General features: G+C 40.4%; 17 protein-coding genes, 7 tRNA genes, 3 rRNA genes and 1 pseudogene. 5 read left to right on the top strand and 23 right to left on the bottom strand.

Annotated elements, in window-relative coordinates; translation table 11 throughout:
* Positions 1 to 3: 3 nt before the first annotated feature.
* The 9 genes from fabF to NST05_RS09925 all read right to left on the bottom strand — a co-directional run bounded on the left by fabF (position 4) and on the right by NST05_RS09925 (position 7,489).
* Positions 4 to 1,236 carry a beta-ketoacyl-ACP synthase II gene (gene fabF, locus NST05_RS09965; protein ID WP_011225530.1) on the bottom strand — a complete coding sequence of 411 codons (1,233 nt, stop codon included), beginning with the start codon at positions 1,234 to 1,236 and terminating at the stop codon, positions 4 to 6.
* Between the two features lie 61 nt (positions 1,237 to 1,297).
* A complete protein-coding gene (gene fabG, locus NST05_RS09960) occupies positions 1,298 to 2,032 on the bottom strand; it encodes a 3-oxoacyl-[acyl-carrier-protein] reductase (RefSeq protein WP_002949780.1) in 735 nt (244 codons plus the stop codon).
* 12 nt (positions 2,033 to 2,044) lie between these two features.
* The gene (gene fabD, locus NST05_RS09955; protein WP_014727330.1) at positions 2,045 to 2,965 is read right to left on the bottom strand and encodes an ACP S-malonyltransferase; all 921 of its coding nucleotides are present in this window, start codon (positions 2,963 to 2,965) and stop codon (positions 2,045 to 2,047) included.
* Between the two features lie 22 nt (positions 2,966 to 2,987).
* Positions 2,988 to 3,953 carry an enoyl-[acyl-carrier-protein] reductase FabK gene (gene fabK, locus NST05_RS09950; RefSeq protein ID WP_014607997.1) on the bottom strand — a complete coding sequence of 322 codons (966 nt, stop codon included), beginning with the start codon at positions 3,951 to 3,953 and terminating at the stop codon, positions 2,988 to 2,990.
* A gap of 105 nt (positions 3,954 to 4,058) precedes the next feature.
* A complete protein-coding gene (locus tag NST05_RS09945) occupies positions 4,059 to 4,283 on the bottom strand; it encodes an acyl carrier protein (RefSeq protein ID WP_002885495.1) in 225 nt (74 codons plus the stop codon).
* Positions 4,284 to 4,346: 63 nt separating this feature from the next.
* Positions 4,347 to 5,309: a beta-ketoacyl-ACP synthase III gene (locus NST05_RS09940; protein WP_002949773.1), complete on the bottom strand. Its 963-nt coding sequence runs from the start codon at positions 5,307 to 5,309 to the stop codon at positions 4,347 to 4,349.
* Positions 5,309 to 5,743, bottom strand: a complete 435-nt coding sequence (gene fabT / locus NST05_RS09935) for a fatty acid biosynthesis transcriptional regulator FabT (RefSeq protein WP_271284738.1) — start codon at positions 5,741 to 5,743, stop codon at positions 5,309 to 5,311. Before fabT ends, NST05_RS09940 begins: the two co-directional genes overlap by 1 nt.
* Positions 5,744 to 5,846: 103 nt before the next feature.
* Positions 5,847 to 6,638 carry an enoyl-CoA hydratase gene (locus NST05_RS09930; RefSeq protein WP_084828519.1) on the bottom strand — a complete coding sequence of 264 codons (792 nt, stop codon included), beginning with the start codon at positions 6,636 to 6,638 and terminating at the stop codon, positions 5,847 to 5,849.
* A gap of 212 nt (positions 6,639 to 6,850) precedes the next feature.
* A complete protein-coding gene (locus tag NST05_RS09925) occupies positions 6,851 to 7,489 on the bottom strand; it encodes an HAD family hydrolase (RefSeq protein WP_084828518.1) in 639 nt (212 codons plus the stop codon).
* 131 nt (positions 7,490 to 7,620) lie between these two features.
* Here NST05_RS09925 and NST05_RS09920 point away from each other — a divergent pair, with 131 nt between their 5' ends.
* Positions 7,621 to 8,979: an aspartate kinase gene (locus NST05_RS09920; protein ID WP_002949766.1), complete on the top strand. Its 1,359-nt coding sequence runs from the start codon at positions 7,621 to 7,623 to the stop codon at positions 8,977 to 8,979.
* Between the two features lie 151 nt (positions 8,980 to 9,130).
* Here NST05_RS09920 and asnA read toward each other — a convergent pair whose 3' ends face one another.
* A complete protein-coding gene (asnA, locus tag NST05_RS09915; protein ID WP_011226888.1) occupies positions 9,131 to 10,123 on the bottom strand; it encodes an aspartate--ammonia ligase in 993 nt (330 codons plus the stop codon).
* Positions 10,124 to 10,221: 98 nt separating this feature from the next.
* Positions 10,222 to 11,586: a 23S rRNA (uracil(1939)-C(5))-methyltransferase RlmD gene (rlmD, locus tag NST05_RS09910; protein ID WP_014607995.1), complete on the bottom strand. Its 1,365-nt coding sequence runs from the start codon at positions 11,584 to 11,586 to the stop codon at positions 10,222 to 10,224.
* Positions 11,587 to 11,620: 34 nt separating this feature from the next.
* Here rlmD and recX point away from each other — a divergent pair, with 34 nt between their 5' ends.
* Positions 11,621 to 12,397 carry a recombination regulator RecX gene (gene recX, locus NST05_RS09905; RefSeq protein ID WP_011680776.1) on the top strand — a complete coding sequence of 259 codons (777 nt, stop codon included), beginning with the start codon at positions 11,621 to 11,623 and terminating at the stop codon, positions 12,395 to 12,397.
* A gap of 70 nt (positions 12,398 to 12,467) precedes the next feature.
* On the top strand, positions 12,468 to 13,001 hold the full coding sequence (gene ntdP, locus NST05_RS09900) for a nucleoside tri-diphosphate phosphatase (protein ID WP_002949762.1): 534 nt from the start codon (positions 12,468 to 12,470) through the stop codon (positions 12,999 to 13,001).
* 29 nt (positions 13,002 to 13,030) lie between these two features.
* Here ntdP and NST05_RS09895 read toward each other — a convergent pair whose 3' ends face one another.
* Entirely contained in the window at positions 13,031 to 13,690 is a 660-nt protein-coding gene (locus NST05_RS09895) for a DUF1803 domain-containing protein (protein ID WP_011225520.1), read from the bottom strand.
* A gap of 126 nt (positions 13,691 to 13,816) precedes the next feature.
* Between NST05_RS09895 and NST05_RS09890 the strand changes: the two genes are divergently transcribed.
* A complete protein-coding gene (locus NST05_RS09890; protein ID WP_111679259.1) occupies positions 13,817 to 14,992 on the top strand; it encodes an IS256-like element IS1191 family transposase in 1,176 nt (391 codons plus the stop codon).
* A gap of 71 nt (positions 14,993 to 15,063) precedes the next feature.
* On the opposite strand, the gene NST05_RS09885 is transcribed toward NST05_RS09890, so the two are convergent.
* A complete protein-coding gene (locus tag NST05_RS09885) occupies positions 15,064 to 15,996 on the bottom strand; it encodes a manganese-dependent inorganic pyrophosphatase (RefSeq protein ID WP_011225519.1) in 933 nt (310 codons plus the stop codon).
* Positions 15,997 to 16,210: 214 nt separating this feature from the next.
* On the opposite strand from NST05_RS09885, the pseudogene NST05_RS09880 reads away from it, so the two are divergent.
* A pseudogene (locus NST05_RS09880) lies at positions 16,211 to 17,460 on the top strand (ISL3 family transposase).
* Positions 17,461 to 17,531: 71 nt separating this feature from the next.
* Here the strand turns inward: NST05_RS09880 and NST05_RS09875 are convergent.
* The 10 genes from NST05_RS09875 to NST05_RS09830 form a co-directional block, all read right to left on the bottom strand.
* A tRNA-Glu gene (locus NST05_RS09875) sits at positions 17,532 to 17,603 on the bottom strand.
* Between the two features lie 7 nt (positions 17,604 to 17,610).
* Positions 17,611 to 17,683, bottom strand: a tRNA-Thr gene (locus NST05_RS09870).
* A 14-nt stretch (positions 17,684 to 17,697) separates the two neighbouring features.
* Positions 17,698 to 17,779: transfer RNA gene (locus tag NST05_RS09865), tRNA-Leu, on the bottom strand.
* A gap of 5 nt (positions 17,780 to 17,784) precedes the next feature.
* A tRNA-Lys gene (locus NST05_RS09860) sits at positions 17,785 to 17,857 on the bottom strand.
* A gap of 19 nt (positions 17,858 to 17,876) precedes the next feature.
* Positions 17,877 to 17,949, bottom strand: a tRNA-Asp gene (locus NST05_RS09855).
* Between the two features lie 2 nt (positions 17,950 to 17,951).
* Positions 17,952 to 18,024, bottom strand: a tRNA-Val gene (locus NST05_RS09850).
* 5 nt (positions 18,025 to 18,029) lie between these two features.
* A 5S ribosomal RNA gene (rrf, locus tag NST05_RS09845) occupies positions 18,030 to 18,145 on the bottom strand.
* 83 nt (positions 18,146 to 18,228) lie between these two features.
* A 23S ribosomal RNA gene (locus tag NST05_RS09840) occupies positions 18,229 to 21,128 on the bottom strand.
* Positions 21,129 to 21,275: 147 nt separating this feature from the next.
* Positions 21,276 to 21,348 (bottom strand) — tRNA-Ala (locus tag NST05_RS09835).
* A gap of 54 nt (positions 21,349 to 21,402) precedes the next feature.
* Positions 21,403 to 22,950 (bottom strand): 16S ribosomal RNA (locus tag NST05_RS09830).
* Together the 16S, 23S and 5S rRNA genes with 7 tRNA genes alongside form the textbook arrangement of a ribosomal RNA operon.
* Positions 22,951 to 23,261 lie beyond the last annotated feature (311 nt).

Here is a 23,261-nt window from a genome sequence, read left to right as displayed (position 1 = left end):
AAATTAGCCCTCCCAACGTTTAAAGGCAAGAACAGCGTTGTGTCCACCAAAACCAAAGGTATTTGAGATTGCATACTCAATATCAGCTTCTTTACCTTCACCGTAAACAACATTAGCTTCAATGTAGTCAGACAATTCTTTTGTACCAGCAGTTTTTGGTACAAAGCTGTGACGAATAGCTTCAATTGTTGCAATAGCTTCAACAGCACCAGCAGCACCAAGCAGGTGACCTGTAAATGATTTAGTAGATGAAACTGGAACATCTTTACCAAGTACAGACACAATAGCAGCACTTTCACCTTTTTCGTTGGCTGGTGTTGAAGTACCGTGAGCATTGACATAGTCAACATCTTCAGGCTTGATACCAGCTTCATTGATAGCCAATTTAATTGCTTTAGCAGCTCCTGAACCGTCTGGAGTTGGCGTTGTCATATGATAGGCATCACAGTTTGATCCGTAACCAACAATCTCAGCCAAGATGTTGGCACCACGTTTTTGCGCATGCTCCAAGCTTTCAATAACAAGAACCCCAGCACCTTCACCCATAACAAAACCATTACGGTCTTTATCAAATGGAATTGAAGAACGTTCTGGATCTTCTGTTGTTGAAAGGGCTGTAAGAGCGTTAAAACCTCCAATACCAATTTTAGTGATTGAAGCTTCCGCACCACCAGCCAAGACAACATCGTGAAATCCAAATTTAATTTCGCGGAAGGCTTCACCGATAGCATCATTGGCAGAGGCACAGGCAGTTGTCACTGATTTACATACCCCTTGAGCACCAATCTTAAGAGCAATGTTCCCTGCACCCATGTTTGAGAGAGCTTTAGGAATAAACATTGGCTTGATACGTTTCATACCACGTTCATACATGCGGATAATTTGATCTTCAAGTTCTTGTAAACCACCGATACCAGATGACACGATAACACCAACGCGATCACGATTTACTTCTTCCATATTAAGTCCTGAATTTTCAAGTGCTTCCATAGCAGCATAAATCGCATAAAGTGAATAAGTGTCCATACGGTTAGTATCTTTTTTCACAAAATACTTGTCGAATGGGAAATCTTGGATTTCACCAGCGTTAAAGACTGGGATATCAGAAGCATCAAACTTGGTGATTGGCTTAATACCAATCTTACCGTCATGAAGACTGTTCCAAAATTCTTCTGGTGTATTACCGATTGGCGAGGTTACACCGTAACCTGTAACAACAACACGATTTGTAGACATGTATATTCTCCTTTTTCGGATGGATATTTTAGTATATGATTTTTTGGATAATGAAAATCAATTATTGCATGGTCATACCACCATCAATAGCGATTGTTTGACCTGTAAGATACTCTTGCCCTGCTAAGAAAGCCGCAACTTCTGCCACTTCTTTTGCCTGACCAATACGTTTCATTGGTACTTGAGCAATCATAGCGTCTTTCATTTTCTCTGGGATTGCATCAGTCATATCAGACTCAATGAAACCAGGAGCAATAGCATTAACACGAACACCACGAGCTGCAACTTCACGAGCTACTGATTTAGTGAAACCAATCAAACCAGCTTTTGAAGCCGAATAATTAGCTTGACCAACATTTCCCATAAGACCTACAACAGATGACATATTGATAATGGCACCTTGACGAGCCTTAGACATTGGTTTCAAGACTGCCTGTGTCATATTGAAAGCACCAGTCAAGTTGATTTTCAAGACGCGTTCAAAATCTTCTTCAGTCATCTTCAACATCAACTTATCGTTGGTGATACCAGCATTATTAACTAGTACATCAACGCTTCCAAGTTTTTCAATGGCTTCTGCTACCATACGTTTAGCATCCTCACCATTAGAAATATCACCTGAGATACCAACAACAGTTACACCATAGTCCACAAATTGCGCAAGCAAGTCCTCAGAAATTTCAGAACGTCCATTTAGGACAACGTTGGCACCAAGACTAGCAAATTGATGTGCCACAGCTAATCCAATACCACGTGTTGAACCTGTTACAAAAACATTTTTATTCTTAAGTTCCATGTTTACCTCGTTTTAAGCATTAAGAAGGGCATCAAGACTAGCTTGATCTTCAACATTTTGAGTTGGTAAGGTTTTATCAATTTTCTTCAAGAAACCTGACAAGATTTTTCCTGGCCCAATCTCAATCACTTCATCTACACCAAAATCTTGGATAGTGGCAATCGAATCATAAAAACGTACAGGTTCCATCACCTGACGAGCCAAAAGAGCTTTAACGTCTTCTGACTTCATAATTTGAGCCTCAGTATTACCTACCAATGGAAGGACAAAGTCATTGAATGACACTTTTTCTAATTCTACTGCCAATTTTTGACTAGCTGATTCAAGTAAAGCTGTATGGAATGGGCCTGATACATTAAGAGGAATCAAGCGTTTTGCACCTGCTTCTTTAAGTAATTCTACAGCATAATCAACAGCCCCAACTTCACCACCAATTACAATTTGTGCTGGGGTATTATAGTTGGCAGGCGTTACTACACCCTTTTCAGAAGCTTCTTGACAAATCTCTTCAATCAAATTTGGATCTGTATTCATGACAGCAACCATTTTTCCACTTCCAGCTGGAGCTGCAGTTTCCATGAATTCCCCACGTTTAGCAACTAAGGCTACTGCATCTTCAAACGAGAGGGCACCAGCTGCAACCAGGGCAGAATATTCCCCAAGAGAAAGTCCAGCAACAATATCAGGAGCAATACCATTTTCTGCCAAGAGACGATAAATAGCAACTGACGTTGTCAAAATAGCTGGTTGAGTATAGCGTGTTTGATTAAGTTTTTCTTCGTTAGAATCAATCAATTCACGCAAATCATAACCTAAAATACGACTAGCCGTATCAAATGTTTCTTTGACAATGGGATATGCCGCATACAAATCACTTGCCATACCCAATTTCTGAGCTCCTTGACCACCAAATAAGAAAGCACGTTTTGTCACTATCATAATCCTTTCGATGTTTTTAGACGTTTACATCTGCCCAACGAGCAGCTTCTTCTTTAATTACCTTTGCAGCACCTGTGTACAAATCTTCCAAGATTTCTGCACACGTTTCTTCTTTACGAACAAGACCTGCAATTTGTCCAGCCATAACTGAACCATATTCCACATCTCCATCAACAACGGCATTACGAAGTGCACCTGCACCAAGCTCTTCAATTTCCTCTTGAGTTTTCTTACCAGCTAAGAAATCTTTTTCGGCCTGATTGTACTCTGTAGCCAACTTATTCTTAATGGTACGAACAGGGTGTCCTACAACAGAAGCGGAAATCACAGTATCGATATCTTTAGCCTTCAAAATCTTATCCTTGAAGTTTTGGTGAGCGTTAGATTCTTTGGCAACAGCGAAACGCGTACCAACCTGCACAGCTTCTGCTCCAAGCATGAGAACAGCAGCCATACCACGTCCATCAGCAACACCACCAGCCCCAATAACCGGGATAGATACCGCATCTGCAACTTGTCGAACAAGAGCCATAGTTGTCAATTTACCGATGTGACCACCAGCTTCCATACCTTCTGCAACAACAGCATCCGCTCCAAGTTTTTCCATGCGTTTAGCAAGTGCAACTGATGGGATAACTGGAATAACTGTGATACCGGCTTCGTGGAAACGTTCCATATATTTACCTGGGTTTCCTGCACCAGTTGTAACAACTTTTACACCTTCTTCAATAACAAGGTCAACAATATCGTCAACAAATGGCGACAAAAGCATAATATTAACACCGAATGGTTTGTCAGTGATTTGTTTCACCCTGTCAATATTAGCTTTTACCACTTCTTTAGGGGCATTACCGCCACCAATAATTCCGAGTCCACCAGCATTTGAAACGGCTCCAGCCAAGTCACCATCAGCAACCCAGGCCATACCACCTTGGAAGATTGGATATTTAATTCCTAACAGTTCTGTAATACGAGATTTCATTTTTCACCTTTTTTCGATTTTCTGATCAAATAAATAGTTTAATAATCAAAGTAATTTTATAAACAAATGAGAATATCCCTAATAAGAATATTCTCTATGCTCTGCTTATTTAGTTTTCTCTTCTACGTAAGCAACAAGGTCACCAACCGTATTAAGACCTTCTTCAGTTTCGATTTGAATATCGAATTCATCTTCGATTTCTGAGATAACTTGGAATACATCAAGTGAATCAGCATCAAGTTCGTCAAAAGTAGTTTCTACTTTTACTTCTTCTGCATCTTTCCCAAGTTCTTCAACAATGATTTCTTGTACTTTTTCAAATACTGCCATTTTATTTTCTCCTTTAAGATAAATATATTTCTTATAATCTATGCTGGTGCATAATTTATATAACTAGATTTTAACAATTAGACTGCCCCATGTCAAACCCCCTCCAAAACCTGAGAGAAGAATTGTTTGATCACTGCCTAACTTAAGAGTCTCATTCGCCACATTCTCAGAAAGCAAGATTGGAATACTTGCTGCACTGGTATTACCATAAGACATCATGTTAGCCAGAAATTTATCACGACTAACATCAATTTTCTTAGCCATAGTATCCAAAATACGAATATTAGCTTGATGAAGAAGGAAGTAATCAGGTTCACCTTTTTCTTCAACCAATGCTTTAATACTCTTCGAAACAGTCTTCACAGCAAAATCAAAGATTGCTTTACCATCCATTTGCATATAGGGATTAGGCTGCTCAGTACCATCAGAATAAGGCGAAATAACTGCAGAAGCTCCCGACTCAAGACCGCCCTTGCTACCGTCGGTATTTAAAGATTCACCAAAAAAGTGTTCTTCTTCAGATTCTTCTAATAAAACACCGCCAGCCCCATCTCCAAAAAGAACTGCTGTTGCACGATCAGACCAGTCTAAAGTTTTTGAAAGAACTTCAGCACCAATAACTAAACCTTTTTTGTAAGCTCCTGACTTTATCAATTTTTCTGCGGTTGCCAAAGCAAAGACAAAACCACTGCATGCCGCAGTAATATCAAAAGCGAAGGCATTAACTGCTCCAATTGTTCCTTGAACACGTGCTGCCACTGACGGCATTGAGTTATCAGGAGAAATCGTTGCAACTAAAACAAAGTCTAGCTCTTCAGGAGATAATCCCGACTTTTCCAACAGCTGATAAGCAACATTGGTAGCTAAATCACTTGTATTCTCATTTAATGAAATGCGACGTTCTTGAATCCCTGTACGTGAGCGAATCCACTCATCACTGGTATCCATGATTTTAGATAGGTCATCGTTGGTCACGACCTGAGCAGGTGCATAATGGGCAACCTGACTAATTTTTGCAAATGCCATTATTTCAACTCCTCAAGAAAGGCATGGAGATTTTCCAAACCTTTGCTCATAACCTTTAATTCCTCGTCGTTAAAGCCTTCTGTAATCGTCTTCACCATTGATTTATGGAAAGCACGGTGAAGACGATATACCAGACGACCTTTTTTAGAAAGTGATAGATGGACCACACGACGATCAACAGATGATCGCGTACGAATAATATATCCTTTCTTTTCAAGTTTATTGAGAGAAGTTGTTACAGTACCAAGGGTTAACATAAGCTCTCTAGCAACTGCACTTGGTGTCGTATCTGGATGTGTGCCAATAACATCAATGGTATGCATTTCCTTGAGGGAAATATCATTAAACTTTGAATTTTTCAAACTTGCTTCTTCGATAATAACGACGTTATTAAAAATATCAACAAGATAGCCATTAATTTTATCGTAATTCACACCAGACTCCTTTCAATAAGATTTGATTATCAAATTATATCAGACTCAAACTAATTTAGCAAGTCCAATTTGAAAGCTTTAGTTTTAATTTCTGAAAACAAGTTTATTTTCCTTGGAATTTAGGGCGGCGACGTTCACTATAAGCACGTACACCTTCTTTAAAGTCCTCTGTAAATGCAAGAAATTTCTGCAAATCAAGCTCTAGCTTAGCGTATTTTTCCCAACCTGCAAATTCAGATTCCCAAACCATTTCTTTAATTGCTTTGAATGAATTAACTGAAGAACGATTTAATTTCTTAATCAATTGACTCACTGTTTTCTCAAGTTTTTCTGAATCGACTACCTTGTAAGCAATCCCCCAATCTAAAGCTTTCTCAGCTGACACAGGCTCTCCTGTCATGGTAATTTGAGTAGCACGATTAATACCAATTGAACGAGTCAAAAGGTAAAGACCACCAGCATCAGGGGCCAAACCAACACCTACAAAAGCTTGAATAAATTTAGCTTTTTCAGATGCAATTGTGAAATCTGCTGCAACTGCTAAGTTAGCAGCGGCACCTGCACAGGGCCCATCAATAACCATGATGACTGGCTTAGGCAATTTTTTAAGAGCAAAAGATATTTCATTCACTTGCTCAGCAATACGAACCAAAGATTGTACATCATCCACAGCAACAGCTTTTTTCATTTGATCAAGGTCTCCACCAACAGAAAAGACTTTCCCCTTAGCATTGATAACCAAGAACTTCACAGATGCATCTTCCCCTGCTTCCTCGATTGCAGCCATAATCTCATCACAAACTTGAATGTTAAATCCATTTTGCACTTCAGGGCGATTGAGAGTTAATGTTGCCACTTCCTCTTCAACACTATAAAGAATTGTTTCGTAAGCCATTTTAGCACTCCTTCCGATAACTAGTTACTATATCAAAACCGCATGTTATTTAATTTTTTATCACAATTTTATTTGATATATAGATAATTTGATAATCAAATCATAAGTCGTTATTTCCTAGTATACCATAGTCCACCTAAAGGTCAACATAAACTTATAATTTTTTAATTTGATACCTCAAAACACCGAGGAGACAAGCTCGGTGTTGTTTTCTATTTTATTAAGTCTAAAACATCTGTAAGACTATCCAATAAACCTTTTGCAGCACTTTGATCCATACCAAACCGATTATCTCTAATCGCCCAGACCTCTACATCTGCAGCTACCCCAGCAGCAATTCCTTTTTCACTATCTTCAATGATAAGAGCACGACTTGCTTGCACGTTTAATTGCTTTAACGCTGTCAAATAAATCTCTGGATTGGGTTTACTCTCTTTGAATTCCTCTCCTGAGAGAACAATATCAAAGAAACCTTGCAAACGATTTTCCTCCAAAGCTCTAAAGATATCTGCTTTCACTGAGCTAGAGGCTAAGCCTATTTTTAACCCTTGAGATTTCACTTCATTTAAAACCCTTAAAACATCAGGAAAAATTAATTCTTTATAGGGTAAGGGATTATTTTGTTTATAAGTATTGTACTCTTCTTGTAAAGTTAACACATCCCACTTATCATAATCATCTCTAAGAATATTTTCCCAAACCTGCTTAGTATTTCCACCTATAAAGAAAGACGGGGGTAAATGATCTATTGAAATACCCTTTTGGCCTAAAAAACTTGCCCGTCGATCATAATAATATTTTTCAGTGTCAAAAAGGACACCATCCATATCAAAAATAATTGCCTCTACCACGAGACATCCTCCTTTTCTTCCTTTATTGTATCATAATCAGACTAAATCTTACTCGCTTTTAAAAACAATGTGACAAATTATCAGAATTTTGCTATAATTGTAGAATAATTTATAATTTTTTTGGAGTAACTATGAAAGTCATCAAATTTGGCGGAAGCTCACTCGCTTCAGCAACACAATTAGAAAAAGTCTTAAACATTGTAAAATCTGACCCTGAACGCCGCTTTGTCGTTGTCTCTGCCCCTGGTAAACGTAACGATGAGGATACCAAAGTTACAGACGCCCTAATTAAATACTACAAACACTATATAAAGGGTGCTGATGTTAAAGCTGACCAAGAATGGATTATTAACCGCTACCAAGCTATGGTTGATGAACTAGGTTTCAAATCAAAAGAGATGGTAAAAATTGCCAAAGCTATTACTGACCTCGCTACGCTTCCCATCGAGGATAACGATTTCCTCCATGATACCTTCCTAGCTGCGGGAGAGGACAATAATGCAAAATTAATTGCTGAATATTTCCGCAATAACGATATTGAAGCACGCTACGTTCATCCTCGCGAAGCTGGTATCTTGGTCTCAAGTGAGCCAGGCAACGCCCGTATTCTTCCGGGTTCATATGATAAGTTAGAAGAACTTCGTGAATCAGATGAGGTTCTGATTATTCCTGGATTCTTTGGGGTCACCTCTGATAATCAAATCTGTACATTCTCACGAGGAGGCTCTGATATCACAGGCTCTATCGTAGCGGCAGGTGTTAAAGCTGACCTATATGAAAACTTTACAGATGTAGATGGTATTTTTGCAGCCCACCCAGGTGTGGTACATGAACCGCACTCTATTCCAGAGTTGACTTACAAAGAAATGCGTGAGTTGGCATATGCTGGATTTTCGGTTCTTCATGATGAAGCTCTCCTCCCAGCATATCGTGGTAAGATTCCATTAGTTATCAAAAACACCAATAATCCGGACCACCCAGGCACACGTATTATTCTTGAACACCAGGGAGCAACTGTTCCAGTTGTTGGTATTGCTAGCGATGACAAGTTTGTCAGCATCAATATGAGTAAATACCTCATGAACCGCGAGGTAGGTTTCGGACGTAAGGTGCTACAAATCTTGGAAGATTTAAACATCCGTTGGGAACATATGCCTTCTGGAATTGATGACCTTTCAATCATTATTCGAGAACGTGAACTTACCCCAATCAAAGAACAAGAAATCCTCTCTTATTTGACGCGTGAACTTGGTGTTGATGAAGTTGAAATTGAACATGGCCTTTCTATCCTAGTGATTGTTGGTGAAAATATGAGAGACCACATCGGTGTTACAGCGACAGCAGCCAAAGCACTCTCTGAAAAAAACATTAACCTTGAAATGATTTCTCAGGGATCAAGTGAAGTTTCTGTAATGTTTGTAATTGAAACTGAACAAGAGAAAGAAGCCGTTAGAGCGCTCTATGACGCATTTTTCCGTAGCAACAACTAATTTTATAACCTATCTCCTACAAAGGATAGGTTTTTCTTTATAATGAAAATATAGTCAACTCTCACGATACCTAGTCTAATAATAAATTTTCTAATCAATAACGCACAATTTATTCCAAATCAAAAAGCACTAACTTTTGTTAGTACTCTTTTTACAAGATATTTTCGTAAGTTTCACGAACGGCATCTGGCCAAACTGAAGTTTGAACCTCACCTATATGTTTTTTACGTAGCAAGAACATAGCCATACGTGATTGACCAATACCACCACCAATTGTTAGTGGGAATTGGCCATGTAACAAGGCTTGGTGCCAATCCAATTTCAAACGATCTTGGTCACCAGTAATTTCAACCTGACGTTTAAGTGCATCTTCATCAACACGAATCCCCATTGATGATAACTCAAAAGCATGTCCTAATTGCTCATTCCAAACCAAAATATCTCCATTCAAACCATGATAACCCTTCTCAGACTCAGTTGTCCAGTCATCATAGTCAGGTGCACGACCATCATGGGGCTTCCCGTCAGGAAGAACACCACCAATACCAATCAAGAATACAGCACCATATTCTTTAGTTATGGCATTTTCACGCTCTTTCGGTGTCAAATCAGGGTACTTCTCAACAAGCTCTTCTGAATGGATGAAAGTAATTTTCTTAGGTAAGACGGCTTCAATATCGTAACGCGCCTCAACAGCAAGCTCAGTCAAACGAATAACTTTGTAGATTGTCTCGACGGTTTCCTTCAAATACGCAATATTACGATGTCCATCAGGAATAACCTTTTCCCAATCCCATTGGTCAACATAAACGGAGTGCGTTGCATCCAATGAGTCTTCATCTGGACGAAGAGCCTTCATATTAACCACGAGCCCTTCACCTTCATTAAAACCAAAACGAGCCAAAGTATGGCGCTTCCATTTTGCTAATGAGTGAACAACTTCGTATGTTGCGTCAGGAATCTGAAGTACATTAACAGTTACAGGATTTTCAATACCATTTAAATTATCCTGCATACCATCCCCGACCTTACTCAAAATAGGCCCTTGCACTTCAACGACGTCAAGTTTATCAATTAAATACTGTGTGAAAGTATTTTTTACAAAAGAAATTTCCTTTTGTTGATCAATGAAGCTCTTCTTCATACGCTCCTCCTTTAAAAAATCGATAGTCCTATTATACTCCTATTTTTTAGAAAAATAAAGAAATTTTCCAATAATTTTGAAATTTTTTGTTTATCATGTTAGTTTTTATTACATTTCTTAGTCAGCTTTACAACTGCTTCTGTCCGAGCAGTGTGAGGAAACATATCTACTGACTGAATATAGTTCACATCATATACCTTAGCTAAAGAAACTAAATCTCTTGCCAAAGTAGATACATTACATGAGACATATACCATTTTTTTGGGAGTATATTCCAGTATAGTTTTAAGTAACTTACTATCCAAACCCGTTCTCGGTGGATCTACAATAAGAGCATCCGCTCGATACCCTTCCTTATACCAGCGAGGAATAATATCTTCAGCTTTTCCTACCTCATAGTGAGCATTATCCAGTCCAAGTGACTCAGCATTTTTTCTAGCATCTTCGATAGCTTCCGGAATAATATCCATCCCCCGAATGGTGCTCACTTTTTTTGCAAATGCAAGTCCAATAGTACCAACACCACAATAAGCATCAATAAGGTGTTCAGACTTATCCACTTCCAAAGCTTCAACTGCCTGACCATAGAGCACTTCAGTTTGCTTAGGATTCAACTGGTAGAAGGCACGAGGAGAAAGTGCGAAGTTATAGTCTAGAACCTCTTCTTGGATTGTATCTTGGCCCCAGATAATTTCTGTCTCTTGGCCATAAATCTCACTGGATTTCGAATAGTTATAATTGACAGCAACTGTTACAATTTCAGGATAACTTAAAGTTAACTCCTTCACCAACTTAGTCAAAGAAACAGGATTAGATGTTACAAAAATTAGCTGGACCTGATTAGACCCTAAAGCACGTCGTATCATAACTGTGCGAATCCCGGAAATTTTGCGCTCATTATAAATCGGTAGCTTGTATTTATCTAGCAAATTTGTCACTTTATTCATAATCGCTTGCGTTAACTCATCTTGAACCAAACAATCATCAATATTGATTAGTCGATGACTTCCTTCCGCAAATAAGCCAGCCTTAACTGAGCCACCAAAAGAACGTATTTGAAATTGTAGTTTAGCACGATAATGTTGTGGTTGCTTCATTCCTATTGTTGGACGAATCTCATAAGACTCAAAATTAGCCGGTTTGAACTTTTTCAAAGCTTGTCCTAACAGGTCCGTTTTAAACTCTAATTGTTTATCATAACGAAGATGCATCAACTGGCAACCACCACACTCTTCATAGACACCACATTCAGGATCAACACGAAACTTGGAAGCTTTATTAATTTTTAATAGTTTTGCCTGAACAAAGTTTCTCTTAACCGAAACAATCTGACAAAACACCTCTTCTCCTTTCAAAGCTCCAGGAACAAAAACCAGCGTTTTTTTATAAAAACCAATACCCTCACCATTGATCCCCATTCGTTTAATCTTAAGCGGGATACATTGTTTCACTTGTAAATTCATACTACCATTCTAACATTTTGATATAATAATAACTATGAAAATCACAAAAATAGAGAAGAAAAAAAGGCTCTATCTCGTTGAGATAGATAAAAAAGAGAGTCTCTATGTTACAGAAGACACCATCGTCAAGTACATGTTAACAAAAGAAAAGGCACTTAGTAAAGATCAGCTAGAAGATATTAAGAACTTTGCACAGTTCTCACATGGTAAAAATCTGGCCCTCTATTTTATTTCCTTTAAACAACGTACTGAAAAAGAAGTAAGAGACTATCTTTTTAAACATGAAATAAATCCACATATAATTCCCCAAATCATTGATAATCTAAAGAAAGACCATTGGATTGATGATTATAAACTCCTAGAAAGCCTAGCTCAACAGAATTTAAATTCAGGAGATAAAGGTGCCTATGCCTTGAAGCAAAAATGGCTACAAAAAGGCTGTGAGAAACAAGTCATTGACGAGGTATTAACCCAATTTGATTTCTCGGAAGTAGCAATTAAAGTAACTTCAAAACTATTACGAAAATATCAGGGAAAATTACCAACCAAATCTCTAAAGGATAAATTGATTCAGAACCTCATTAATAAAGGCTTTTCATTCCAAGAAAGTAAGAACGCTATTAACCAACTAGAACTAGAAGCCGATGAAGAAAATGAACAAGCTCTCCTTTATAAAGAAATAGAAAAGCAATATCAAAAATTTAGTAAAAAATACGACGGTTATGAACTTAAGCAACACCTCACACAATCTTTGTTCCGAAAAGGTTATGACTTCGATGCTATAGCCTCCGCTCTAAGAGAATATTTCTAAGAATTTCCCCTCTTTTCTCAAAATTATGATACAATAATGAAGATAACCGCTATTGTAGAAAGAGGACGCCATGAAATTACCAAAAGAAGGCGACTTTATCACAATTCAAAGTTATAAGCATGATGGTAGATTGCACCGTACTTGGCGCGATACTATGGTACTAAAGACAACTGAGAATGCTGTTATTGGCGTTAACGATCATACCCTCGTTACTGAAGCTGATGGGAGACGATGGGTAACTCGTGAACCTGCTATTGTTTATTTCCACAAAAAATACTGGTTTAATATTATAGCCATGATCAGGGATAACGGCATTTCCTACTACTGCAATTTAGCCAGTCCATATGTTTTGGACCAAGAAGCGCTAAAATATATTGACTATGACTTAGATGTCAAAGTTTTCGCTGATGGTGAGAAAAAATTGCTAGATGTAGATGAGTATGAAATACATAAAAAAGAAATGCATTACTCTCCTGATATTGACTATATCTTAAAGGAACATGTTAAAATCTTAGTAGATTGGATTAACAATGGTAAAGGGCCATTTTCACAATCTTATGTTAACATCTGGTACAAACGTTATCTTGAACTAAGGAATCGTTAAAGTTGTCATAAAAAAGACTAGTAATAAAACTAGTCTTTTTTTGCACAAAAAACTAATGCTTCGGAGTCTAAATCCATATTTAGAATATAACGCCCATCTTCTACTTGAATAAGATATCCTAATAGTTCTAAAGCATCAACAAAAATATTCCTCCTCTTTTGAAGAGCGTACTCCCTTCTTACAAATTTTAAAAGAAATGTTGTGACATGCTTTAAGAAATATTCAGGATTAAGATCACCTAATAAGTTATATAATCTGTTTTGTTCTTCCGTTAATGAAAGATTTTCTCTTAACTTATAAAAATAATTTGAAATCGTAAGATCGTTTCTCGTGATACTTGTGTGTTCAATAATAATCACTTCATTAGTAGAGTTAGTCATCTCAGTAACAAATCTACGCTCTAATAGTTCTTGATAAGAAGGAGAATCACTTTCAATAAAGAAATGCTGGTATAAATCAATTGTAGAAGGATCTGAAACTAAAGAAATTAATAAACGGTAACGTTTCTCAGACCTCTCAATATAACCAACTTTAACAAACTCCTCAATCAATTTATCTATATTCTTTTGTAATGGAAACTGATTTTTTATTTCTCTCAAAGTTACAGGCTGATAGTGATATAGATAATTCAGCAATTCCATAAAAAAAGGCTGATTACTTAATTTATTTGGGTTAAATTGTATTATCATAACAAGTATTATACCATTAATCAGCACACTAAAAAAAGGGTAGTGTAAAATAAGTTGTGTAAACACAAAAAGGAATAAATCCGTTATAGTAGAGTTGCAAAACATTACTATAACGGATTTATTCCTATGACTCAGTTTACCACAGAACTACTTAACTTCCTAGCCCAAAAGCAAGATATTGATGAATTTTTCCGTACTTCTCTTGAAACAGCTATGAATGATCTGCTTCAAGCAGAGTTATCAGCCTTTTTAGGGTATGAACCTTACGATAAATTAGGCTATAATTCTGGGAATAGTCGTAACGGAAGCTATGCACGGAAATTCGAAACCAAATATGGGACTGTTCAGTTGAGTATTCCTAGAGATCGTAATGGGAACTTTAGTCCAGCTTTGCTTCCCGCTTATGGACGTCGAGATGACCACTTGGAAGAGATGGTTATCAAACTCTATCAAACCGGTGTAACGACTCGAGAAATTAGTGATATCATCGAGCGAATGTATGGTCATCACTATAGTCCTGCCACAATTTCTAATATCTCAAAAGCAACTCAGGAGAATGTCGCTACTTTTCATGAGCGAAGCTTAGAAGCCAATTACTCTGTTTTATTTCTTGACGGAACCTATCTTCCCTTAAGACGTGGAACCGTTAGTAAAGAATGTATTCATATCGCACTTGGCATTACACCAGAAGGACAGAAGGCTGTTCTTGGATATGAAATCGCCCCAAATGAAAACAATGCTTCTTGGTCCACCCTGTTAGACAAGCTTCAAAACCAAGGAATCCAACAGGTTTCTCTTGTAGTGACCGATGGCTTCAAGGGGCTTGAAGAGATTATCAATCAGGCTTACCCATTAGCTAAACAACAACGTTGCTTAATTCATATTAGTCGAAATCTAGCTAGTAAAGTGAAACGAGCAGATAGAGCGGTTATTCTGGAGCAATTTAAAACGATTTATCGTGCTGAAAATTTAGAAATGGCAGTGCAAGCTTTAGAGAACTTTATCGCCGAATGGAAACCAAAGTATAGGAAAGTCATGGAAAGTCTGGAGAATACGGATAATCTTTTAACTTTTTATCAGTTTTCCTACCAGATTTGGCATAGCATTTATTCGACAAACCTCATTGAGTCTCTTAACAAAGAAATCAAACGTCAAACGAAAAAGAAGGTCCTTTTTCCTAACGAGGAGGCTCTGGAACGTTATTTAGTTACCCTGTTTGAAGATTATAATTTCAAGCAAAATCAACGCATCCATAAAGGGTTTGGCCAATGTGCTGACACACTTGAAAGCTTATTTGATTAACATTCTTCAACTCTACTTGAGTGTTTACACATAATTATTGACAGTATCAAAAAAAGGCCTACAAAGCCTTTTTACACATTGAAACTTTCAGTCAATTGAGGAACAACTTGCTTCTTACGAGAAACTGCTCCTTTAAGGAAAGCATGGTTATTTTCTAAAACAAAGTTAAAAGCTTTTTCAATTTTATCAGTATTTGATCCGAGTGCGAGAATTTCTGAATTTGAGTTAAGAATATCAGTAATCATTAACACAAAGTCAGAGTACCCGTTACTTTTAATTGAGCTATTGATAGCTTCTTCAATTTCCGCTTGACGTGAAAGAACATCAGAAATATCAACAGTATTCACCTGAGCAACGCGAACTTGATTCCCATTCAATTCAAATGTTTTTGCATCAATATCAATGAGTTCTTCAGCTGATTTAGAAGAAAGATTAGTACCAGCCTTAAGCATGGCAAGACCATATTCTTCTAAATTAACTCCAGCAAGTCGAGCAAGTTCTTCAGCTACTGCAGGATCTGAAGCATGTGTCGTTGGTGATTTAAGTAAAAGAGTATCAGAAATCAAACCTGACAAAAGCAAACCAGCTACATCTTTAGGAATTTCAACATTATTTTCTTTAAACATGCGATAAACAATCGAAGAAGCTGAGCCTACAGGTTCTAAACGCATCATTAATGGATTAGCCGTCTCAAAGTTAGCCACACGGTGGTGATCCACTACTTCAATAACTTCTACATCCTTAATATCTGAAATAGATTGTTGAAACTCATTATGGTCAGTAAGAATAACTTGATTTACCCCCTCAGACTGTGCTGACTCAACAACACGAGGAGCATTTACAGAAAAATAGTCAAGTACAAAAGCAGTCTCTTCATTTGGAGTACCCAAAGCAACAGCCTCAGCCTCAACACCAAGTTGACGTTTCAAATAAGCATATCCATAAGACGAACCAATAGCATCAGAATCAGGATTTTGGTGGCCAAACACAAAAATTTTAGACATAAATTCACCTCAAAAAATTTTACTATATAATATTATAACATATAAGAAAAAGAAACAAAATAAAAAGAGTAACCTAAGTTACTCAAATATAGTGGCTCTATAATTTCTGTAGTGGGTAAAACTACTGTAGGGATTATAGAGCTTTTTGAGTGTACACAAAAAGTCCCATAAGAACTATAATGAAAAGCAACCAAACCATCATTAGGAAGAACTTATGAGACTTATTAAGAATAACACAGAATTAATCGGAATCAAAGACCAAAATATCAACATTTCACTTGTTTTTGAAACTGACACTCATATCGAGATTCAAGCAAAACTTGATTACCCTGCACCATCATGTCCTCATTGCCATGGAAAGATGATCAAGTACGACTTTCAAAAGCCTTCTAAAATCCCTCTTCTCGAGCAAGCGGGAACGCCAACTCTACTACGTCTGAAAAAACGTCGTTTCCAGTGTAAAAGTTGTAGAAGTGTCACGGTAGCTGAGACATCTATCGTTGAGAAAAACTGCCAAATCTCCAATCTAGTCCGACAAAAAGTTACACAACTCCTAACTGAGAAAGTGTCACTAACTGATATTGCAAGAAGACTTCGCGTGTCGACGTCCACTGTCTATCGTAAGCTTGATCAGTTTACTTTCAAGGAACATTATGACAAACTCCCTGCTGTTATGTCCTGGGATGAGTTTGGGTTCAAGAAAGGGGAATTGGCTTTTGTAGCGCAGAATTATGAGACAAACGAACTCATAACCATCCTTGATAATCGCCGCCAAACTACTATACGAAACTACTTTTTGAAGTATCCATTGAAAGTCCGACAACAGGTACAGTTTATCACGATGGATATGTCTGGAGCTTATATTCCACTGGCTCGCAAGCTCTTTCCAAACGCAAAAATCGTTCTTGATCGTTTCCACATCATCCAGCACCTTGGACGTGCCTTTTTAAAGACAAGAATTGCAATTATGAACCAGTTCGATAAGAAGTCACTACCCTATCGAGCCCTGAAAAATCACTGGCGACTCTTCCAAAAGGACAGCCGTAAACTATCTCTCAACTCTTTTTATTCAAAGACTTTCCGCCAAACTTTAGCACCACATGAAGTTGTTGCGAAGACACTAGTCTTTTCAAAAGAGCTTACTGACTACTATACACTTTATCAGCTTTTGCTTTTTCACTTTCAGGAGAAGAGAGTAGATGAGTTCTTTGAACTGATAGAGGAAAATAGGAGCAAGGTCAATCATTATTTTCAAACTGTCTTTAGGACTTTTCTTAGACACAAGCAATACATCAAAAACGCACTAGAAACGGACTATTCAAACGCGAAACTTGAAGCGACTAATAAGTTGATCAAAGACATCAAACGTTTGGGCTTCGGTTTTAGAAACTTTATCAACTTTAAGAAGCGTGTCTTCATCACACTGAACATACATAAAAAAAGGACCTATCCGGTCCTCTCTAGATGTTAGCTTTTCGTCACCCACTACAGTTGACAAAGAGCCAATAAAAAGAGTAACCTAAGTTACTCAAATATAGTCCGTACGGGATTCGAACCCGTGTTACCGCCGTGAAAAGGCGGTGTCTTAACCCCTTGACCAACGGACCATCTTAATGCCGGCTACATGACTTGAACACGCGACCCTCTGATTACAAATCAGATGCTCTACCAACTGAGCTAAGCCGGCTAACTTTTTTCTAATGCGGGTGAAGGGACTTGAACCCCCACGCCGTTAAGCGCCAGATCCTAAATCTGGTGCGTCTGCCAATTCCGCCACACCCGCATATATGACCCGTACTGGGCTCGAACCAGTGACCCATTGATTAAAAGTCAATTGCTCTACCAACTGAGCTAACGAGTCTCAAATATTTCTACTTGAACGGTCCCGACGGGAATCGAACCCGCGATCTTCGCCGTGACAGGGCGACGTGATAACCGCTACACCACGGGACCTATGGGAGTTAACGGGATCGAACCGCTGACCCTCTGCTTGTAAGGCAGATGCTCTCCCAGCTGAGCTAAACTCCCTATTTGCTAAGCGACTACCGTATCTAACAGGGGGCAACCCCCAACTACATCAGGCGTACTAGGGCTTAACTTCTGTGTTCGGCATGGGAACAGGTGTATCTCCTAGGCTATCGTCACTTAACTCTGAGTATTCTCAACTCAAAATTGAATATCTATACTGTATCAAGAAACCAAATCGTTGTCAATATATCTCAGTTACTTTCGTTGGATAAGTCCTCGAGCTATTAGTATTAGTCCGCTACATGTGTCACCACACTTCCACTTCTAACCTATCAACCTGATCATCTCTCAGGGCTCTTACTGATATAAAATCATGGGAAATCTCATCTTGAGGTGGGCTTCACACTTAGATGCTTTCAGCGTTTATCCCTTCCCTACATAGCTACCCAGCGATGCTCTTGGCAGAACAACTGGTACACCAGCGGTAAGTCCACTCTGGTCCTCTCGTACTAGGAGCAGATCCTCTCAAATTTCCTACGCCCGCGACGGATAGGGACCGAACTGTCTCACGACGTTCTGAACCCAGCTCGCGTGCCGCTTTAATGGGCGAACAGCCCAACCCTTGGGACCGACTACAGCCCCAGGATGCGACGAGCCGACATCGAGGTGCCAAACCTCCCCGTCGATGTGAACTCTTGGGGGAGATAAGCCTGTTATCCCCAGGGTAGCTTTTATCCGTTGAGCGATGGCCCTTCCATACGGAACCACCGGATCACTAAGCCCGACTTTCGTCCCTGCTCGAGTTGTAGCTCTCGCAGTCAAGCTCCCTTATACCTTTACACTCTGCGAATGATTTCCAACCATTCTGAGGGAACCTTTGGGCGCCTCCGTTACCTTTTAGGAGGCGACCGCCCCAGTCAAACTGCCCGTCAGACACTGTCCCCGATAGGGATAACCTATCTGGGTTAGAGTAGCCATAACACAAGGGTAGTATCCCAACAACGCCTCACTCGAAACTGGCGTCCCGAGGTCATAGGCTCCTACCTATCCTGTACATGTGGTACAGATACTCAATATCAAACTGCAGTAAAGCTCCATGGGGTCTTTCCGTCCTGTCGCGGGTAACCTGCATCTTCACAGGTACTAAAATTTCACCGAGTCTCTCGTTGAGACAGTGCCCAAATCATTACGCCTTTCGTGCGGGTCGGAACTTACCCGACAAGGAATTTCGCTACCTTAGGACCGTTATAGTTACGGCCGCCGTTTACTGGGGCTTCAATTCATGCCTTCGCTTACGCTAAGCACTCCTCTTAACCTTCCAGCACCGGGCAGGCGTCACCCCCTATACATCATCTTACGATTTAGCAGAGAGCTGTGTTTTTGATAAACAGTTGCTTGGGCCTATTCACTGCGGCTGACCATCAGTCAGCGCCCCTTCTCCCGAAGTTACGGGGCCATTTTGCCGAGTTCCTTAACGAGAGTTCTCTCGCTCACCTGAGGCTACTCGCCTCGACTACCTGTGTCGGTTTGCGGTACGGGTAGAGTATAATTAACGCTAGAAGCTTTTCTCGGCAGTGTGACATCACTAACTTCGCTACTAAACTTCGCTCCCCATCACAGCTCAATGTTAAAGATATAAGCATTTGACTCATATCACACCTCACTGCTTGGCCAGACACTTCCAATCGTCTGGTTTAGTTAGCCTACTGCGTCCCTCCATCACTATATACTCTAGTACAGGAATATCAACCTGTTGTCCATCGGATACACCTTTCGGTCTCTCCTTAGGTCCCGACTAACCCAGGGCGGACGAGCCTTCCCCTGGAAACCTTAGTCTTACGGTGGACAGGATTCTCACCTGTCTTTCGCTACTCATACCGGCATTCTCACTTCTATGCGCTCCAGCACTCCTCACGGTACACCTTCTTCGCACATAGAACGCTCTCCTACCATACCTATAAAGGTATCCACAGCTTCGGTAATATGTTTTAGCCCCGGTACATTTTCGGCGCAGGGTCACTCGACTAGTGAGCTATTACGCACTCTTTGAATGAATAGCTGCTTCTAAGCTAACATCCTAGTTGTCTGTGCAACCCCACATCCTTTTCCACTTAACATATATTTTGGGACCTTAGCTGGTGGTCTGGGCTGTTTCCCTTTCGACTACGGATCTTAGCACTCGCAGTCTGACTGCCGATTATATCTCATTGGCATTCGGAGTTTATCTGAGATTGGTAATCCGGGATGGACCCCTCACCCAAACAGTGCTCTACCTCCAAGAGACTTAACATCGACGCTAGCCCTAAAGCTATTTCGGAGAGAACCAGCTATCTCCAAGTTCGTTTGGAATTTCTCCGCTACCCACAAGTCATCCAAGCACTTTTCAACGTGCCCTGGTTCGGTCCTCCAGTGAGTTTTACCTCACCTTCAACCTGCTCATGGGTAGGTCACATGGTTTCGGGTCTACGACATGATACTAATGCGCCCTATTAAGACTCGGTTTCCCTACGGCTCCGTCTCTTCAACTTAACCTCGCATCATATCGTAACTCGCCGGTTCATTCTACAAAAGGCACGCTCTCACCCATTAACGGGCTCGAACTTGTTGTAGGCACACGGTTTCAGGTTCTATTTCACTCCCCTCCCGGGGTGCTTTTCACCTTTCCCTCACGGTACTGGTTCACTATCGGTCACTAGAGAGTATTTAGGGTTGGGAGATGGTCCTCCCAGATTCCGACGAGATTTCTCGTGTCTCGCCGTACTCAGGATACTGCTAGGTATAAAGACTATTTCGAATACGAGGCTATTACTCTCTTTGGCCTACCTTCCCAGGTAGTTCTTCTATAATCTTTAAGTCCACGTTGCAGTCCTACAACCCCGAAGAGTAAACTCTTCGGTTTGCCCTCTTGCCGTTTCGCTCGCCGCTACTAAGGCAATCGCTTTTGCTTTCTCTTCCTACAGCTACTTAGATGTTTCAGTTCACTGCGTCTTCCTCTACATTACCTTAACAGTAATGAGTGACAGGCATTACCTGCCGGGTTCCCCCATTCGGACATCTCTGGATCATTGCTCACTTACAGCTCCCCAAAGCATTTCGTCGTTAGTCACGTCCTTCATCGGCTTCTAGTGCCAAGGCATCCACCGTGCGCCCTTATTAACTTAACCTTATTTTTGGCCTTTCGACCTAACTCATTAAATATTCACAGCGTTTCGGTTTATTTTCTTGTTACTATCTATATGTAATTACTTACATATAGAATTTGATATAGATATTCAATTTTCAATGGACAATACTTGAATCTTTCGATTCAATGGAGCCTAGCGGGATCGAACCGCTGACCTCCTGCGTGCAAAGCAGGCGCTCTCCCAGCTGAGCTAAGGCCCCACAAGACCTCTCAAAACTAAATAAGAAACTCAAGTACATTCCGTTTTTCCTTAGAAAGGAGGTGATCCAGCCGCACCTTCCGATACGGCTACCTTGTTACGACTTCACCCCAATCATCTGTCCCACCTTAGGCGGCTGGCTCCAAAAGGTTACCTCACCGACTTCGGGTGTTACAAACTCTCGTGGTGTGACGGGCGGTGTGTACAAGGCCCGGGAACGTATTCACCGCGGCGTGCTGATCCGCGATTACTAGCGATTCCGACTTCATGTAGGCGAGTTGCAGCCTACAATCCGAACTGAGATTGGCTTTAAGAGATTAGCTCGCCGTCACCGACTCGCAACTCGTTGTACCAACCATTGTAGCACGTGTGTAGCCCAGGTCATAAGGGGCATGATGATTTGACGTCATCCCCACCTTCCTCCGGTTTATTACCGGCAGTCTCGCTAGAGTGCCCAACTGAATGATGGCAACTAACAATAGGGGTTGCGCTCGTTGCGGGACTTAACCCAACATCTCACGACACGAGCTGACGACAACCATGCACCACCTGTCACCGATGTACCGAAGTAACTTTCTATCTCTAGAAATAGCATCGGGATGTCAAGACCTGGTAAGGTTCTTCGCGTTGCTTCGAATTAAACCACATGCTCCACCGCTTGTGCGGGCCCCCGTCAATTCCTTTGAGTTTCAACCTTGCGGTCGTACTCCCCAGGCGGAGTGCTTAATGCGTTAGCTGCGGCACTGAATCCCGGAAAGGATCCAACACCTAGCACTCATCGTTTACGGCGTGGACTACCAGGGTATCTAATCCTGTTCGCTCCCCACGCTTTCGAGCCTCAGCGTCAGTTACAGACCAGAGAGCCGCTTTCGCCACCGGTGTTCCTCCATATATCTACGCATTTCACCGCTACACATGGAATTCCACTCTCCCCTTCTGCACTCAAGTTTGACAGTTTCCAAAGCGAACTATGGTTGAGCCACAGCCTTTAACTTCAGACTTATCAAACCGCCTGCGCTCGCTTTACGCCCAATAAATCCGGACAACGCTCGGGACCTACGTATTACCGCGGCTGCTGGCACGTAGTTAGCCGTCCCTTTCTGGTAAGCTACCGTCACAGTGTGAACTTTCCACTCTCACACCCGTTCTTGACTTACAACAGAGCTTTACGATCCGAAAACCTTCTTCACTCACGCGGCGTTGCTCGGTCAGGGTTGCCCCCATTGCCGAAGATTCCCTACTGCTGCCTCCCGTAGGAGTCTGGGCCGTGTCTCAGTCCCAGTGTGGCCGATCACCCTCTCAGGTCGGCTATGTATCGTCGCCTAGGTGAGCCATTACCTCACCTACTAGCTAATACAACGCAGGTCCATCTTGTAGTGGAGCAATTGCCCCTTTCAAATAAATGACATGTGTCATCCATTGTTATGCGGTATTAGCTATCGTTTCCAATAGTTATCCCCCGCTACAAGGCAGGTTACCTACGCGTTACTCACCCGTTCGCAACTCATCCAAGAAGAGCAAGCTCCTCTCTTCAGCGTTCTACTTGCATGTATTAGGCACGCCGCCAGCGTTCGTCCTGAGCCAGGATCAAACTCTCATTAATACTTTAATAATTGTTCGAGCGTTAACTCATTACCGTCGTCTGACGATTTATTCTTGTAAATTGACAGGTTATAATTCTTCTATCATAACCCTGCACTTGGTTTCTTATTCAGTTCTCAAAGGTCTTTGCCTCTCTTGAGACAACTTCTATATTCTAGCAAAGACAGAATATCTTGTCAACACTTTTTTTGAAGTTTTTTTCTCTTCTTCGTGCTGGCCGTCTCTCACGAAACAGCTTATTTATAATATCATCCCTTCTTAAACTTGTCAATAACTTTTTTAAAGTTTTGGAACCTTTACGAGTTAGAGACA

Source organism: Streptococcus sp. FSL E2-3494 (assembly GCF_038007085.1).
Lineage (GTDB): Bacteria > Bacillota > Bacilli > Lactobacillales > Streptococcaceae > Streptococcus > Streptococcus thermophilus.
This window is presented reverse-complemented; position numbering and strand designations above follow the sequence as displayed.